15 protein-coding genes are annotated in these 16,261 nt (G+C 51.2%); 7 read left to right on the top strand and 8 right to left on the bottom strand.

Annotated features, from left to right (window positions below):
* Window positions 1-64 precede the first annotated feature (64 nt).
* The 8 genes from ACQ86N_RS00170 to ACQ86N_RS00135 form a co-directional block, all read right to left on the bottom strand.
* Window positions 65-2,800 (bottom strand): glycosyl hydrolase-related protein, encoded by a 2,736-nt coding sequence (locus ACQ86N_RS00170; protein WP_431213401.1) that lies wholly within the window; start codon window positions 2,798-2,800, stop codon window positions 65-67.
* A 6-nt stretch (window positions 2,801-2,806) separates the two neighbouring features.
* Complete coding sequence (locus ACQ86N_RS00165) at window positions 2,807-3,136, bottom strand: glycosyl hydrolase-related protein (RefSeq protein WP_431213400.1); 330 nt, start codon at window positions 3,134-3,136, stop codon at window positions 2,807-2,809.
* The gene (locus ACQ86N_RS00160; protein WP_431213399.1) at window positions 3,136-4,206 is read right to left on the bottom strand and encodes a glycoside hydrolase family 38 C-terminal domain-containing protein; all 1,071 of its coding nucleotides are present in this window, start codon (window positions 4,204-4,206) and stop codon (window positions 3,136-3,138) included. Before ACQ86N_RS00160 ends, ACQ86N_RS00165 begins: the two co-directional genes overlap by 1 nt.
* The gene (locus ACQ86N_RS00155) at window positions 4,167-5,468 is read right to left on the bottom strand and encodes a hypothetical protein (protein ID WP_431213398.1); all 1,302 of its coding nucleotides are present in this window, start codon (window positions 5,466-5,468) and stop codon (window positions 4,167-4,169) included. Before ACQ86N_RS00155 ends, ACQ86N_RS00160 begins: the two co-directional genes overlap by 40 nt.
* Window positions 5,465-6,757: a RagB/SusD family nutrient uptake outer membrane protein gene (locus ACQ86N_RS00150; protein ID WP_431213397.1), complete on the bottom strand. Its 1,293-nt coding sequence runs from the start codon at window positions 6,755-6,757 to the stop codon at window positions 5,465-5,467. Before ACQ86N_RS00150 ends, ACQ86N_RS00155 begins: the two co-directional genes overlap by 4 nt.
* A 203-nt stretch (window positions 6,758-6,960) precedes the next feature.
* Complete coding sequence (locus ACQ86N_RS00145) at window positions 6,961-7,533, bottom strand: hypothetical protein (protein ID WP_431213396.1); 573 nt, start codon at window positions 7,531-7,533, stop codon at window positions 6,961-6,963.
* The gene (locus ACQ86N_RS00140) at window positions 7,530-8,168 is read right to left on the bottom strand and encodes a TonB-dependent receptor domain-containing protein (protein ID WP_431217916.1); all 639 of its coding nucleotides are present in this window, start codon (window positions 8,166-8,168) and stop codon (window positions 7,530-7,532) included. The genes ACQ86N_RS00145 and ACQ86N_RS00140 overlap by 4 nt, the downstream gene beginning before the upstream one ends.
* Window positions 8,138-9,997, bottom strand: coding sequence for a SusC/RagA family TonB-linked outer membrane protein (locus ACQ86N_RS00135; RefSeq protein ID WP_431217915.1), 1,860 nt, complete (start codon window positions 9,995-9,997; stop codon window positions 8,138-8,140). The genes ACQ86N_RS00140 and ACQ86N_RS00135 overlap by 31 nt, the downstream gene beginning before the upstream one ends.
* A gap of 322 nt (window positions 9,998-10,319) precedes the next feature.
* Here ACQ86N_RS00135 and ACQ86N_RS00130 point away from each other — a divergent pair, with 322 nt between their 5' ends.
* The 7 genes from ACQ86N_RS00130 (at window position 10,320) to ACQ86N_RS00100 (ending at window position 15,985) form a co-directional block, all read left to right on the top strand.
* On the top strand, window positions 10,320-11,279 hold the full coding sequence (locus ACQ86N_RS00130) for an AraC family transcriptional regulator (protein WP_431213395.1): 960 nt from the start codon (window positions 10,320-10,322) through the stop codon (window positions 11,277-11,279).
* Window positions 11,276-11,899 carry a hypothetical protein gene (locus ACQ86N_RS00125; protein ID WP_431213394.1) on the top strand — a complete coding sequence of 208 codons (624 nt, stop codon included), beginning with the start codon at window positions 11,276-11,278 and terminating at the stop codon, window positions 11,897-11,899. The genes ACQ86N_RS00130 and ACQ86N_RS00125 overlap by 4 nt, the downstream gene beginning before the upstream one ends.
* Window positions 11,900-12,442: 543 nt before the next feature.
* Entirely contained in the window at window positions 12,443-13,438 is a 996-nt protein-coding gene (locus ACQ86N_RS00120) for a hypothetical protein (RefSeq protein WP_431213393.1), read from the top strand.
* A 93-nt stretch (window positions 13,439-13,531) separates the two neighbouring features.
* Window positions 13,532-13,765 (top strand): hypothetical protein, encoded by a 234-nt coding sequence (locus ACQ86N_RS00115; RefSeq protein ID WP_431213392.1) that lies wholly within the window; start codon window positions 13,532-13,534, stop codon window positions 13,763-13,765.
* On the top strand, window positions 13,759-14,160 hold the full coding sequence (locus ACQ86N_RS00110; RefSeq protein ID WP_431213391.1) for a hypothetical protein: 402 nt from the start codon (window positions 13,759-13,761) through the stop codon (window positions 14,158-14,160). The genes ACQ86N_RS00115 and ACQ86N_RS00110 overlap by 7 nt, the downstream gene beginning before the upstream one ends.
* 324 nt (window positions 14,161-14,484) lie before the next feature.
* Window positions 14,485-15,207 carry a hypothetical protein gene (locus ACQ86N_RS00105; RefSeq protein ID WP_431213390.1) on the top strand — a complete coding sequence of 241 codons (723 nt, stop codon included), beginning with the start codon at window positions 14,485-14,487 and terminating at the stop codon, window positions 15,205-15,207.
* A gap of 58 nt (window positions 15,208-15,265) precedes the next feature.
* Window positions 15,266-15,985, top strand: a complete 720-nt coding sequence (locus ACQ86N_RS00100) for a hypothetical protein (protein ID WP_431213389.1) — start codon at window positions 15,266-15,268, stop codon at window positions 15,983-15,985.
* Window positions 15,986-16,261: the final 276 nt, after the last annotated feature.

Below are 16,261 nucleotides of genomic sequence, written 5' to 3'. Positions count from 1 at the left end.
CGCCATCCCAGCCAGCAAAACGGCCGCTGATAACCAAACTCGTTTCATACGTTATTCCATTCTTTTACCAGTAAATTTTCAGTGTCTCGATTGCATGGTGCCCCAGCTTATAAGTAAGCGTACGGCCGGATACGGGTATCTCTCTGACGCCCTCCTCGATGAGAGAAGTGACGACAGCTTTTCGGATCGTTTTCCTAAAGGTCAGCTTTACCTCTGTGTCTTTCCCATCCGTCTCATACAGCCGTAGCACGGTGCCGTTGTCATCTTCCGCCTTCTTCATGGCCGTGATCACCACATTCGGTTTGTCCACCGCCAGAAAGCTATCCCTTTCCGGGATGCCGGCCCCGGCAATCCTATCCGCACCGACCACCGCCTTCAGGGGCGTATTAGCCTCGCTGCCGCTGCGGGCGCCATGCTCCCATCCCGCCTCGTGCGTCGTCAAAGAAAAATTATAGTAATGGTCCCCGGTCTGCGGATAGTCGGGCCCATGGCCATGACAGCTCCTCCGGGAAGCCAGCAGTATTGGCTGCAACAGCACTCCCTTAGGTGACAATCCCGTCATATCCACGTAGTCGAACGCCGCTGCCGAAGTACTCAGCGTCAGGCCCGCCCCCGCGCCGGATACGCCGATCCAGTCCTGTACCGCACGGGGATGGATATCCCTGGGCGGGTCAGGATAAACATTCCCTGCAGGATCCTTCAGCTCATCCCTGCCCACCTCCACCATGCCGAATGGCACTTCATACCCTACCTTTCCACCGGACACATTCACGGGCACGGCCATCCTGTATTCGCGGTACATGGTGCCATCCCAATTCTTCAGTGCCACGGCAATATCTATCCGCTTTAATGTCTTGTAGATCCTGATATCCTCCTCCACCACCACATTGCGCAGCGGCTGCTTCGAATGGAAGCTCGTATAGACCTCGCCATCCTCCGTCATGCTCCACCGGGTGTCATAGTTGCCCGTCCGGTCAAAACCCTCCATGGTAGGCTGCTCGATGCTGCCGAATTCCCCCGCATCGGTGCCGACGGACTTTACCGTAAATATCTCGCCCGCCGCCAATCCCCCTCCATCGACATACGCCTTCCCGGTAGTCTTGTCCACCAGACGGGTGATACCACCCCTGCCCAGCTGTACACTATAGTACCGGCCATCATAGCTGTCCCCTGCCCTGGCGGCAACGGCTCCGCCCGCGGCAACGGCCCCACCCCCGGCAACAGCTCCGCCCGCGGCCTTCCCATCCGCCTTCAGATACCAGGTGCCATATCCCATCGATGGAACATCCTGCGCAACAAATGTCAGCTCCTCCACCGGCACACCCGACTCGCCTGTGTCGCGTCTCCGTTGAGACGCCGCCACCCTGCCGGCCGCATCATAAACCCGGACGTTTCGCCCGGACAACGAATCCGGCAGCCGGCACGTTACCGGACCGTTACGCCGCCAGCTGAGACTGTTGAAAACCACGACAGGTATCCCTCTGGTAGCAGACACACTCACTCTCCCGGCTATGCGCCGCATCGCATCCTGCAGCAGCTCGCCGCCCCCGGCCCCGGCATAAACATATTTTGACAAAAAGATATCATCCGTCGACTGCCCCTCCAATCCTCCCCATCCATGGTCGGGATACACTTTCGCCATCCAGGCATCCGTCAGCTCGCGCCTCGGATAACCCACATTGGCGTCCACCATCCTCAGCCCCGTCCAGAACGCCTCCGCCGCCGGTAGCAGCTTATCAGCCTCCCTGCTGGCCGCAAGCGCCCAGTGATGGGTCGGCCCATGTATATAGACCCATACGTTCGGCCGCTCCCCGCTGATCACGGGAATATGCGAAGAAGACGCTTTCACGGTGCTGAGAAATTTATCGAATGTGGCGCCCTGAAATTTGGGCAGCGCCACCGTCAGCCTCTCACCAGCCTCGTTCTCGATCACACCGATACCATTCCACCGGCTGACGAATGTATACAGCTGCCGCACGGGTTTCTGATCCCACCCGAACTCGTAATTCAGCACAGCCGGCACGGCTTTGGCGACATCCCTGTCATTGAATCCCTTTAACCAGTACACCACCTGGGACGCCATGGCGGCAATCCCCGCAGTGTCCCCTTTGGCCAGGATATTGTAGAAGTCGATATAATGGCCGGGTGAATAGGCCGTGATGCCGGAACCATCCGGGCTTTGCCAGTTGTAAAGCCCCAGCCCAAATCTGCTGAAGAACATACCGGTGACGCCCGCCTTCGCCATCAGCTGCGGCATCTGAAGACTGCGTGCCGGCACGTCAGAGTTGTAATAAGTCCGCGCATCATATCCAAAATTGTCCCTAAGCCATTTTTTCCCAAAGTAGAATTGACGCGCCAGCGATTCGGACGCATACATCTCCTCATACACCTGCGTATAGGCAGCGCCCACCAGCATCCTCCCCTCCTTCATATACATGGCCATCGTATCCTTCATCTCCGGATGCCGCTGAATATATTCCATGACAATGGACGACTGCTCGATGTCCATCTGGAACCCCGGCATCTGCCGCAACCGGGCGATATACGGCGTCAGCCACAGCGAATCCCGCATGATCTTGCATCTCTCGATCGAATTGATCCAGGCAAGGTCCTCGTGCGTGGTCACGGTCAGATATATTGAAGCCTTACCAGCCGAAAGATCGCTGGCCTCCTTCAGCAGCGCGAATGCCGCATTGCTGACCTTCAATACCTGATCCGGCGGCGCCTGACCCATCGCCGGGTATATGACACAACAAAACACGAATCCCAATACAACTGTCTTTTCACCTAAGTACTTCATATACGATTATTTTAAGCCCTGGGTTCCGTCGAACTGCAAGGTCTCGATGCTGAATTTTTTTACCAATACCCGGTCATCCGTTCCGGCAGGCCCGGGGCCATCCTCGATGATACTCGTTTTCGATAAGTGACGGATCCCCTTGAACCAGCGGAGCCCTGCCTCCATATCCTTCCCTTCCACGTCGTAGCAGCGCAAAATGAACTTGTCCTGGTCATCACTTTTCTTTATGGTAGAAATAACGATATTATCCTTGTCTACCCCCGCGAATGAATAACGCTCCGGCATTGCAGCGCCCAAAAATTCCTTTCGGCTTCTGCTGTCAGGGATATGGTCCACTACAAGCAGTGGTTGCGCCGCCTGCTTGCCGTCCTGCCAGCTGCGATGCGCCTTGCCGGCATTGGAAAAAAGGAAAAGGTAAAATGATGGTCGCCCCGTTGCAGATACCAGTTGGCCAGCGGGCTTTCATTGCAGCTTCTTCGGGTCGCTAACAGCAATGGCTGCAAGACCGCTCTTGCGTTGGGTCCGGTCGGGTCCACCCAGTCAAAAACGGCGACGTCACTGCTGATGGTGACAGAACCCTTGTCATCGGCCGCCCCGAACCAGTCCTGGACCTCCCTTGGATGGATGTCCCTGCAGGGCGTATTATATATCTGCTCGGGCTTCGAGAACCCGGGTGCAAAAGGCAGCTCCGTCCTGCCCACCTCGACCACACCCATCGGTACCTCATAGGACACCCGTGCACTGTCCATAGCCACCGGAAAAGCCATACGGAACTCCCGGCTCCGCTCACCGTTGAATCCGAGGATGTCCGCCTGAAAATCGATCCGCCTGGCCATCGTGTAAAAGGTCACCCGCTGCCTGACCGTACAATTTCGCCAGGGATGCACCGTTTCCAGCACCGTTCGTACAGGACCGTTCTCCAGCAGCGACCATCTTGAGCCGTACTGGCCCATTTTCTCGAAGCCCTCCATAGTCGGCTGCTGAACACTGGTGAACTCCCCCGCGCCGTTGCCGACGGACTGAAGAGAGAAGACCTCACCGGCAAGCAGCCTGCCGGGGGCTATCAGCTCCCGCTGCTGCTCTTTGTCAAATATAGACTTAATACCACCGCTGCCAAGCTCTACCTTATAAAATCTCGTATCCACCACATCACCCGTTATATTGATACGTAGCTTGTCCGCATCGCCTGTCCTGCCTGGTACAAGGTAATACGTGGCATATCCGATGGAAGGGATATCCCGCGCAATAAAGCTGATCGTCATCATGGCATTTGTCCCGCCCACTGGCGAGGAGACTACCTGGTACTCCACCTGCCGGCCCGTCTCGTCTACCAGCCGGAATGCGTTGTCATAGATACCCTCGGTGCTTACAGTCGCCTCCACCGGGTCGCTACGCGTCCAGGACAACGGATTGAAGACGACAATGGGCTTCCCTTCCCCCTGTACTTTATGGAATGCGCTATCAGGCGCAGCTGGCTGCGCAATATGGAATCGCCCGTATGTGCCGCCATTACATAGCTGTTCGCGAATATCTGGTCGGTGCTATCGCCATGCACCCCGCCCCATCCATGATCCGGATAAATGGCACGCTGCCAGGCTTCATCGAAGAGGTGCTGCGGATAGTCCGTAAAACTCCCCTTCATCGCCGCTGCCACGGCTGAGAATTTCTCGGCGGCCGTCAGCAGCCTTGACGCCAGGCGCCCGGCCCGGACGGCCTTTTCATGGGTCGGCCCATGGATATAAAGCCATAGATTGGGATACTCCCCTGCAACACTGTCGATCTTGCCATGCCCGTCACTCAGCGCAGCCAGTGCATCAGCTCCGGTGGCATAGGAGATCCCCGGCAGGTCCGACCTCCCTTCACCCACCTCCTTATTCCACTTCGTAAAATACGCGTCATAATCCAGCGGCTCGGAGAAATCCTCAGAACTGATATAGATAAGATCGGGCTTCAGCGACCTCGACCTGTAATACGTATTGAACGCAGCCAGCTTCCCGGCAAAGGCAGCCGTACGCTTATCCTCATTGGCCGCATTCCTGATCACACGACCCGACTCCTCGTACTGCCCCGGCGTCCAGCAGGTAATATAGCTTCCATCAGGACTGAACCATTTGTATACCCCCGGCCGAAACCTGCTGAACTGCAGATATTTGATCCCTGCTTTTGAAAAGATCTGTGCCGTCTGCATCGACCTGCCCGGTACATCCTCGGACCACGCACATACAAAACGGCCGCCAGGTATCAGCTTCTGCAGCTTCTTCTTGCCATAATACACCTCACGGATCAGCGCCTCTCCGTCATAAAGCCCTTCATAAGGCTGGTTGTAGGTGGCGCCCCATTCCAGCCTCCCCTCGCGCGTGTATCTGGCGATCTCTCCCAGTCTGTCCGGATGCCTGTCCAGGTATTCATAAAGATTCAGGGCATTTTCCACAGAGAATCGGAAATCCCTGCTTTCCCTGAGGCGCTGCAACGCCGGTGTAATGACATGCAGGTCGCGAAATCTCCTGCAGCTGTCGGGAGTGTCCATCCAGGCAATATCCTGATGAGAGGACGGCACGACATGTATCGTGCCGCCGGTAAAATAATTAGGAGACAAACCCTGGCCGCGGCCGGCACGGATCCCCAGCACGGCAGCAATGCAAAGCAGGGTCTTTACATACATCTTCATTTCAATAGGGGATTGACTTGTACTTCGGCCAGTGGAATGGGAAACTGGAGGTTGGCAGTCTGGAATGTTGCACCGGACGGCAACACAAAACCCACGGCATCCACAAAATTGCCATGCGCGGCGTCGAATATCTTATGCGTGCGCACGATGTCATACCAAGCCTTGTTCTCGGCGCAAAGTTCCCACACCCGCTCTTTCCACACCGCGGTCTGAAAATCGGCCTGGCTCAGACCCGACAAGGGCGGCAGCCCCGCACGACCGCGAACAGCATTCACAGCCGCATAAGCATCGGAGTTCGCGCTGCCATCCGCTGCATTCTGCGCCTCCGCAAAGGTCAGCAGCACATCTGCATACCTCACCAGCGGGAAGTCCTTGCCGGACCTCGGCGCACGGTTCAGGAGATTCTTATCGAAGAACTTATACAGGCTCCAGGGAAAGCTATATTTAACCCCGTCCACGTTGATGGTGTCGTAGAAGAATCCATTCTCCTGCCTCCGCAGATCCGCGGGATCATACGACGCGAGAAAGCTGGTCTCCGGATACAACAACCCCATATCGTTATTGACATATCCATTCCGGTTGAACGAAACGCCCTTGGGGTACAGCTCGATCGGCAATATGTTGTTGACGATGTCAAGGCCAAAATTGATGCTGAAGATATTCTCTTCCTTATTGTCGAAATCGGGATTGTTCAGCTTGTTGAACCATGTCAGCGTCCCATCTGTCTGGAAAAGATGAAAACTCCCGCCGGTAATGACCTCCTTTGCCTTGTCGCGGGCGAGCGCAAACTTATCCGTCTCGTTGACGGGGAATCCGGCCATGCTGAGATACACTTTTGCCAGCAAGGCCTTCGCGGCACCGGTGGAAACCCTGCCGTTGCCGTCCGGCGTAGCCGGAAGTCCGCTGGCTTCGGCGTCTTTCAGGTCGGGCACAATAGCCTGCTCGTAGACAGTCTTTACAGGCGACCTGGCGATCAGACCATCCGAGGCCTGGCCCGTAGGCTTCAACTTCAGCGGCACGTCCCCAAAAATATTCACGAGCGTATAATAGTAATAGGCGCGGAGGAACTTCGCCTCGCCAATCATCGACTTCTTGACGGCATCGTCCATGGAGATATTGGGCACATTGGCAATGACCAGATTCGCCGCCTCTATGCCCTGGTATGCCGCTGTGAACCATTGTTGCAACAAGGGGCTGGCCGAGTTCTGGCGCAGACTGTACACATTCGTGAGATCATTGCCCTCGGACACGGTCCGGAACTCGCCGGTCACCATGCTCCAGCATGGCATACGAATAATTCCTGCCGCCCCCGGTAAAAGGCGGATAAAGGAAATAATAGATGCCGTTGACAGCCGATTGCGCATCCTGCTGCGTCTTGTAATACTGATTCGTTGTAATGACGGACCTGGGTGATTCTTCCAGCCACTCTTACATCCGGAAAGACCAAGTGCGATCAAAAGGAATGGAATAATATTTTTCATATGCAATATGTTTAGAAATTAGCAGTAAGCCCGATCGTATAGGTACGTGGCCGGGGTGATCCATAGAATTCGATGCCCTGTGCGAACGACCCGCCAAAGGTGCTGACCTCGGGATCGAAACCTCTGTACTTCGAGATAAGGAAGAAGTTCTGGACATTCGCATACAGTCGCAGACCCGCAAGTCCAAGCCGAACAGCCTGTTTGGCAGGGAAGGCATAGCCAAGATTGATGCTCTTCCCCCGCACGAATGATCCGTCTTCCACCCACCGGCTGTCCATAAAGAACGGCAGGTCCGTACCCCAGGGATCGATGTTGGCAAGCCGCAGCGAAGGCACCATTGTATTCTGATGATCGGGCGTCCAGGCATCCTTGAGAATAGTACCATAGCTGTTGGCGTAATATTGTCTGTCTTCCACCGTCAGCGTTGTAATATTCATCACCTTATTGCCGTGCCGCACCTGCACATCCGCACTCAGCGTCCAATTCTTGTAACGTACGGTGGTGGTAAGGTTCAGTTCATACTTCGGGAACATATTGCCCAGCACCATCGCATCGCTGTTATCGAATACATGGTCATTGTTCACATCCAGCCGCTTGATATCACCGGGCTTCTTGCCATACAGCGCCGCCTGCGCGGCCTCTTTGTCACCCAGGTGCCGATCCGCTGGAATCCCCAGAAATTGCCGATGGGCTTTCCCACCTGCAGGATATTGGTCTGTCCCAGGAAATTGGGCCCGGGAAAAATATCGGCATTCGTGGTGCCGAGTGCAAGTATCTTGTTGGTATTGCTGGACAGCTGCGCTCCTACGCTCCAGCCAAGATCATGACCGCGTATGATGTCGCCGCTGACCGCCAGTTCGAAACCCGTATTCTGCAGGCTGCCGATATTGGTCGTCACAGCAGTATAGCCGGTGACGGATGAAATGGGCACATTCAGCAGCAGGTTGGTGGTCTTCTTCTTATAATAATCCGCCGTCAGGTTGAGCCGGTTGTCCAATACCCGCAGATCCACGCCGATGTCGGTCTGCGCCGTCTGCTCCCATTTCAGATTGGGATTCGGAACACTGACGGGCCCCGTGCCCTTTACGATCTGGTCGTTCAGACTGATCGTGTATACACCCACATTGCCGAGCGAGGAATAGGGGGCTATCTCGGAGTTGCCGGTGATCCCGTAGCTGCCGCGCAGTTTCAGGAAGGAGATGAAATTATTATCGGCCAGGAAATTCTCCTTGGAGACGATCCAGCCGACGGCGCCGGACGGAAAAAGGCGAACTTGGTGGCATCCCCGAACTTGGACGATCCGTCATAACGTCCGGTAAAGGTCACCAGGTACTTGTCCAGGTAGGCATAGTTGACCCGACCGTAGTAGGAATTCAGCTTGTAGTTGCTATATCCGGACTGAGGCGTACCCAGCACGGCGCCGGCGCTAAGATTATTGAATTGATAATAGTCCGTGGAAAAGCCGGTGGCGCTGGCCGAGGATGTCTCCTGTGTCGATTCCATCCAGCTCGCCCCCAGCACGGCATTCAGATGATGGTGCGATCCGAAGTTCCTGTCGTAGGTAAGATAATTCTCCGCCTGCCAGTAGACCGTTCTGGAATTACCTACGCTGGCAGCCCCGCTGGTGGGAAGCCCGATATCCTCCAGGTCTTTGCCGACATAGAGATTGTTCTTCGTCGAAAGTATTTGAGTGGAATACGTGGTCTTGAACGTAAGCCCGGGAGCCAGACGCACATTCCCGTAAAAGTTGGCCAGCACCTGGTCCGTCAGATAAAGATTGACCATCTGATCCAGCTGTCTTACGGGGTTCTCCGCCGGATAGATCCCGGCCTTGCTGTGGCCGCCGGCCCCATCGAAATTATACCCGAACTGATCCAGCCGGCTCCAGTCCCCGTTGGGATATTTCACCGGAAAGATAGGCAGGAACTCCACCATCATACGGGTGGCATTCTCCGCCCCCACGGCAAAATCGTCCACCCTGTTAGTCTTGATCTGATTATAGCCGATGTCCCCCCCGACCGTCAACCACGAACGCAAGTTCATCTCCGTATTGTAACGGGCCGAAAATTTCTTGTAATACGTATTGCGCAGGATACCCTGGTCGTCCTGATAACCCACATACAGCCCGTTCTTCGACTTCGCGGTGCCCTGCGTCATGGAAATATAGTGACGATGCGACGTCGCCGTACGGGTCGCCTCCTTTTGCCAGTCTGTATTGTAAAGAGGGTTGCCGTTTGTGTCGAACAGATCGGGGTAGTCCGCATGCAGATCAGGCAATGGCCCGCGTTTGGGATCATAGACCCAGGCGCGCTTGAACCACTCCGTCCAGCCTTTGGCATCCAGCATGTCCATACGTCTGGCCAGTTGGTTGACGCTGACGCTGCCGTTGTAAGCAATACCGAAATCACCGTTCTTCGCCTTCCTGGTAGTCACGATGATAACTCCATTGGCCCCGCGGCTACCATAAATGGCAGTAGAAGAGGCATCCTTCAATACATCCACGGCTTCGATGTCGCTCGGATTGAGGGATTGAAAATCTGCGCCCACGACCCCGTCGATCACAAAGAGGGGAGCATTGGAGGCGGATATGGAATTGAAACCACGAAGGTTCACGCTCACCCCGCCTCCCGGACGGCCCGAATTGCTATACACGCTGAGCCCGGGAACCTTTCCGGACAACGCTTCCAGCGGATTGGAAGTGATCCTGTCAGCCATATCGGCGGCTTTCACGGAGGCGACGGCGCCCGTCACGTCGGCCTTCTTCTGCGTACCATACCCGATGACTACCACGTCGTTGAGTACACCCGCCTGCAGGAGCAGCACAACGCGCATTTCTTTGCCCGTCCGTGCTTCTATCTTTTCCGTCCGGTATCCTGACATCGAAAATACAAGGGTTGCCCCGTTGGCTACCTTGATCTGAAACCCGCCGCGCTCATCACTGACAGTCCCCTTCTGGCTGCCCAGGAGCTGAACGCTCGCCCCCGGATCGGGGCTCCGGCACTGTCCGTAATAACACCGTTCACCGTACTCGCGGGCTCCTGGCCGGATGCGGGCTGGACACAGATGAACAGGAGACTTAAAAGCAGATCGCTTTAATAAGAGGTAGGAAGAACCTGAATTCTCTTTTCATAATAGCAGTTGGTCGTTTAAAAAATATTGTTACAAAATATAGGAGTCAGGCGACTGGATAGAGGTTAGAATGAAGCAATCAACGATACGAAGATAGACTCGCCGCCAGGCCATATCTACAACTCCATTAACAGCTATTGCAATTATTTTAATGTTTTATACCTGACTGGGGAGCCAAATGAAGAAAATACTTTTACAGGCTCAGGAATAATGTTACTTTACATATTCAAACCTGACTGTCATGAAGGCGCAACTGATAGAAGTGGGATTGCAGAAAGAGCAGACGTTCTTTATCAAACAGCTCGATTGCGATCATTTCAGCACCCCTTTCCATTTTCATGAACTTTGTGAGCTGAATTTCGTTTTGGAAAGCTCCGGCAAAAGGATCGTCGGCGACAATATCTCGAACTTTTCCTCGGGCGATCTGGTGTTGATGAGCTCCAACCTGCCCCATATCTGGTATAACGATCCCGACTACCTGAAAGATCCCTCCCGGAGCACAGCAAAGGCGATCGTCACCTATTTCAACCCCAGTTTCCTTATACATCTCACCCACGAAGAACAGTATAAGACGAAGATCACCCATCTCCTGGACAAGGCACGCAGGGGCATCCGGTTCCTTGGAGAAACACAGCAGCATGCCATCCGCAGACTACAGAACATCGTTCACAAAAAAGGTCTCGAAAAGGTGATCGAATTCCTCGATATCATCAATCTCTTCCTCGATGCCACAGAATACGAATGTCTGGCTTCCATCGGCTATCAGCATTCATTCAATGAAAAGGATACCCGGCGGATGAGCACGGTCTATCAGTACCTGATCCAAAACTTCACGGAACCCATCACATTGGCGGAGATCGCGGCGGTTGCCAACCTTTCCGCCCCCGCCTTTTGCAACTTTTTTAAGAAGCGGACGCAAAAATCCTTTTCCCGCTTCCTCAACGAATTGAGGGTGGGACATGCCTGCAAGCTCCTGCAAAACCATGAGCTGTCCATTTCCGACGTGGGCTATCAGTCCGGCTACCAGAATATGACGAATTTTAATAAATTCTTCAAAGAGATCACCGGCAAGACGCCTTCTTTTTACAGGAAGGAGATCAACGATTCGCTGGCCGGCCCCGAAGAGGAAAAGCTCGGCAGCTCGACGGCTAATTCAGGCAGCATTCTGTACTTTCGCGCCCTAACTCAGAAGCGTGTGTGAAATCATTAACCATTCACACGTCAAACCTGACTCAATTTATGAAGAGACTTTGTCTATCCCCGTTAGTCCTGTCCGGACTTTTTCTTGTTATTTTTATTGTATCCTGCGGAAAACAAGGTGGCACTGGTCCTGCCGGTGCAACCGGTGCCACTGGTCCCGCCGGTCCTGCCGGGCCTGCCGGGCCCAAAGGCGATTCCGCATCGGGATCTGTGATCTATTCCGATTGGATGGATGTTAACTTTCTGCCTGATACCGTTCATACTGCGGGCAAGATCGACACGATTGGCTACTATGCCATTATTAGCGTGCCCAAACTCACTACGGCGATGTTGAGTAATTCAGATGTAAAAGTATATATCAATACCAGTGATATAACTAATCCGCTCATTTACCCGTTGCCTTATTCCGGTACATCGGGGCTTAATATAGAGCTTTCCGCCTACGCGCAGAATATTCAGCTGTATTCCAATGGGCAGGTGAGTACTGTAACCAGCAATGGGAAGAAGATCCAGCAATATCGGTATATGATCGTGCCCGGCAATACCAAGGCAAGTACGGGTAGTAATGTAAAATGGTCAGATTATACTGCGGTAAAAGCATTTCTCGGACTAAACGACTAAATAGGACCGGTCCCGTATACTCCCCCTCACCCGGGCAAGCCCGCGGTAGGGTTATAAAAAATGCCCAGCCAAAGGCTGGGCATTTTTGGATTTGAGTTTGCGGAGAGTAAGAGATTCGAACCTTACTCCAAAAACCCCCTAAAATAGGCGTTTCCGCTCCTATATATTTTTCAGGTCACTTATAGTTCATTCGCTGATCAAAGCTGGCTTCCCCAAAGAACTCTAGTGAAGTTACTAAATTCCTTGTAATTGTCAATGAGTATCGCTCCTTCTAATATCCATTCTTTTCCACCCAGTCAAATGCAAAACCCGTGCGTTGGCCTCGCTTTTAATGGGCGCTTACAATGGCAAAAACTTCGAATGGATTGGCCACTCGGGAGACGAGTATAAAGAGAACGATATGCCGGGTATCAGGCCGCATCCGTAAACCGGCCACATTCGTCGAATTTCCGGGGCTATATAGCCCGGCCGAAGGAGTAAGAGCTTAAAAAGCGCAAACAAGCAGAATATCGTAAATTGAGATTCAGAAATCAATTGATCTGTATGGAGATGGCGTTAATACCTGGATACCGGGACCTCTTTGGAGAGCCAATCCAATCTTACGAAGAATGGCTGCAGAATATACCGTCCCCATTAGGAGCCCTTATAGCCATCACTTTTAACAGAGAACTGGACATAAGCCATGACGCTCATGTCCAAGCTAATCTAATCCAAAAAATCGCCTGGCGGTTTACTCATGAGCAGCGGACAACTATCTCTAATGCCTTTCAACAATATAGAGCACGTACACAGGGAAAATATCATAACAATTTTTTTGAGCGCTGGTACCTCTTGGAAATGGTCGTTCGCGAATTAAATCGCAATGCTGTCTTTGAACCGGTCGATTTGGGCCCGCAGCAGGAATATAACATTCTAATGGCATATAGCCTCATTATTGAAGAGGTCAATGGAAAACAAGGCAATTTAGTGCTGGCGACCGCCCAATCTACTAAGGACGACCTTTTTGCATACAGAATGGTCTGGACCGGGCTCCTTTACCAATTCCAATTTCAGGAAAGAACCGATCCCGCCTATGAGTTTTACAAGCTAGCGTCCATTTTACTATTCGCCTGTGATAAATTTAGACCGCAGCTAAAACAATACCTGAACGAAATGGGAATGAAGACCATCGGGCAACTCATGGGGAGCTTTGCCCAAATCGCCACAGGTGCCATTCAGCCAGGCGAAGATCCGATTTTCCGTTCCCTCAAATACTATCATCCTTTACCTGGGGTTGACGATACTCATCTTAAGGCGTCCGCCATCAATCTGAATGTCTTAGAGGGCGTAAAAATTTCGGATTTACGGAAATTTCCGATGTTTTTCTCGCCCGGAAAAGGCTATATAGTGATCGATCAGGGATTTTATTTTAAGAAAATATACCGAGGTACCCAATTTGACCTTCGGTCGAAAAGCGATCTGGCATCCATAGATGGCGGCGCATACAATAGCGATATAGCCGAATATGTTCTGGAAAAAGATGCTTCAAATCTATCCTGAGCACCTTTAAAACTACCGCCATAGAACAACTCCATTTCGACGACAAAACTGATAACTCCCCAGATGCATTCCACTTGTCACAAGCGTCAAAGCATGCTCTGGGAATTCAAAGGTTATATGATGCCCGACAAATTGGTGGAAAAACCCAGTTTTGATAGTTTCAAGGGGTATATCGACGAACGATTCGTCCAAAACAGCAATGGCGAAAGAAAGGGTGTGGCCCAATTGGCGCATCTGATCGATTTAATGGCAAAAGGGAAGACGTCCTGGTATCGGTCTACCCAGCCAACAAAGGGTGGAAAAAAGAGAGGCTTTTTCCTGTGCTGAGTTTTGATGACTATTATTTCACCATGCCCGGCATTAACCAATACCTTAATAACATTTTTCAGGAAAAATTGAGCGATGATGCCAGGTGCGCCTTCGACATCATGCCGGTTACCCTCATCAATCTGGACATACTTTTCTATCTCTCAATACGCAAATCTAACTTTGGAGAAATCAAGGATTGTATTATCCGGTATTGGAACATTATCCACGGCCGTATCCGCAAACATCGCAAATCAGGTCTACCTAGCGATCTTCTAGGCTCTCTTGCCAGTTTCGACGATATTTTTCATTCCATTATGGTTAAAAATCTCGAAAAAAAGCTTCCACTTGATCCAATGACTGAACTTTTAAGGTTAGGAGATATCACCCAGGGAAAATTGAATGAAGAATTATAGCAGGAATAACAAAGTGTCCATATGTCACATATCCATGCGAAGACTTTCTTGCCTTTCACTGTCCGGAAGTTGCTAAAATATTATCATTATTATTAATACATCCGCAACCCAAGCCGTCTGGTTGGGCCTCAACCCAAAAATGGCTTTTGAAATTGAACAGTTTCGTGACATATTCTAGGAAGCCTTTCCCTATCTTCCCCTAATCCGCGAAAAGTACCGTTATCGGGCTCAGTTTAGCTGCTGATTGGTCCCGAGAACTCCGCGCAAATAAGGGAAACAATTGCCCCCGTTAAAACACCCATTTTTGGTCGATTACGTCGAAAAATGCCGAATGTCGAGGACAAAGTACGTATCTTCCTTTGCATGACTTTTAGCAAATATCTGCTCAAGATACTGGCCGAGCTAGAACGGACTTTTCATCCCGACGAGTTGGCCTACCTGGCAGCGACAGGGAAAATAGAGGGTCCGATCAGGGACCGGATCGCTTTTGGTCTGCATAGTCAAATCAAAAAAGATTTTTTCGTCCATCGGGAATGGAATAGCCAAAAAGGAGGCTGGACCGATATTGCCGTTACTGACGTGGCGAACCACCCGAAATACCTTATTGAATTAAAAGCTCACTCCGGCCCAACGTTTGAAGGAGTATATTCAAAGCACATTGCCAAAGATCTCAAAAAAATGTACCTCGCTGGTGAAAGGGACACTGAGTTGTATCTGATCTTCCTCTTCAATCATTTGTACCATCCGATGTTAATCGACCAAAAATATGAGCACGCCATAAAATATTTCAAACTCCAGAACTTCGGCCTAAGAAATACTAAGTTTTCTCCAGATGTTAGCAGCGTGACCAAGAAGCACTGGGAGGATCATCTTGTAAGAATTGGCCTACTTCTAAATGCAAGCCATCCAGGAATTCGGATCAACGCGGGAAATTACCATAGTATGGCAATGAGCGTATATGCATATGTATATGGACCGGTATTTCGGCTTGGGTTGACAAAAGTCCTTTCGCGCATAGAAGCCAACAATTTCAAATTTGAACACTGATGAAACACTGACTGCCGGACTAATCTGCTTCTTTTAACAATTAAAAAATGCAAAAACGATGGAGATCGTTCAACTTTTCTTTCCTTATGCCGTAAGCGTCATCGTCTTTATTGCAGTTGCCAGATTCTTCCTGGTCTATGAGAAATTCAACTGTCATATATTCAACTATCTGGAGTTAACTGACCTTACCGTGAATATCGCACATGAACTTTATGGGCTGACTTGGTTTATGTTCGCATCCATTTCCGCCTACCTTTGTAAGGATTGGCTTAAAGAGGTTTTGAATGGGTGGAGTTGCAATCTCCTATGTATAGTGTCTGCGATGGCAGCAATTGTAGGCCTATTATACTGGAGCAAGCGCATAACCTCATTTTGGTCTCACGTAATAATATCCGGGATAATTTATTCCGGCATTTGTTTGTTTGCATTTTGGATAGCGAAACAGCACCCCAAGATGGACAAACAACTATTGATGATCGGAATGATCCTTTCTTTCTCATGGCTATATTCAAAATCTCTTTGCCAATACACCGTGCATGAGCTCAAGAACCAGCACGTTTCGAAAGGCACAAAGATAGTATTCAAAGACGGCGCCGACCCAATTGTCTCAGACGAAAATATTTACTATATCGGAAACACCTCTAAATATGCATTCGTTTACAATTCTGCTATCAAAAGTTCCACTGCCTATCCGATGTCCACTATTGTCTCAATCGAAAATAGCCGACCGCATAAAAAGAAGGGTATATTTAAAAAATCAAGAAATCAAAATGGCTGAGATCGGTAAAACCGATCTTTTGAGTATGGACTAATTTGCGTACCCAGAACCAAACAAGTTTACAAATACTGCGGTGTATCCTTTTCGTAGTCTCAACCGGTAATCTCCTGTTCATCCAAACAGCCAACTTTAATTGCCTTTATCAAAGCGCTATTGATTGCTCTTTCTTGACCTGCTTGTCCATTAAACAGAGAAAACAAAGGATTACCACCCTACTAAGTAATCCGCAGCTTTAAACCTAAAGACATGAACATTAAATGCTTTCCAAAAAGCTTC

The sequence above is a fragment of the Puia sp. P3 genome, assembly GCF_050632245.1.
Lineage (GTDB): Bacteria > Bacteroidota > Bacteroidia > Chitinophagales > Chitinophagaceae > Puia.
This window is presented reverse-complemented; position numbering and strand designations above follow the sequence as displayed.

Bases quoted from the DNA above. Each gene is read 5' to 3' on its own strand.
- ACQ86N_RS00120 (WP_431213393.1), top strand. From the start codon at position 12,443: ATGGAGATGGCGTTAATACCTGGATACCGGGACCTCTTTGGAGAGCCA.
- ACQ86N_RS00100 (WP_431213389.1), top strand. From the start codon at position 15,266: ATGGAGATCGTTCAACTTTTCTTTCCTTATGCCGTAAGCGTCATCGTC.
- ACQ86N_RS00105 (WP_431213390.1), top strand. From the start codon at position 14,485: ATGCCGAATGTCGAGGACAAAGTACGTATCTTCCTTTGCATGACTTTT.
- ACQ86N_RS00155 (WP_431213398.1), bottom strand. From the start codon at position 5,468: ATGAAGATGTATGTAAAGACCCTGCTTTGCATTGCTGCCGTGCTGGGG.
- ACQ86N_RS00130 (WP_431213395.1), top strand. From the start codon at position 10,320: ATGAAGGCGCAACTGATAGAAGTGGGATTGCAGAAAGAGCAGACGTTC.
- ACQ86N_RS00115 (WP_431213392.1), top strand. From the start codon at position 13,532: ATGCTCTGGGAATTCAAAGGTTATATGATGCCCGACAAATTGGTGGAA.
- ACQ86N_RS00170 (WP_431213401.1), bottom strand. From the start codon at position 2,800: ATGAAGTACTTAGGTGAAAAGACAGTTGTATTGGGATTCGTGTTTTGT.
- ACQ86N_RS00150 (WP_431213397.1), bottom strand. From the start codon at position 6,757: ATGCCATGCTGGAGCATGGTGACCGGCGAGTTCCGGACCGTGTCCGAG.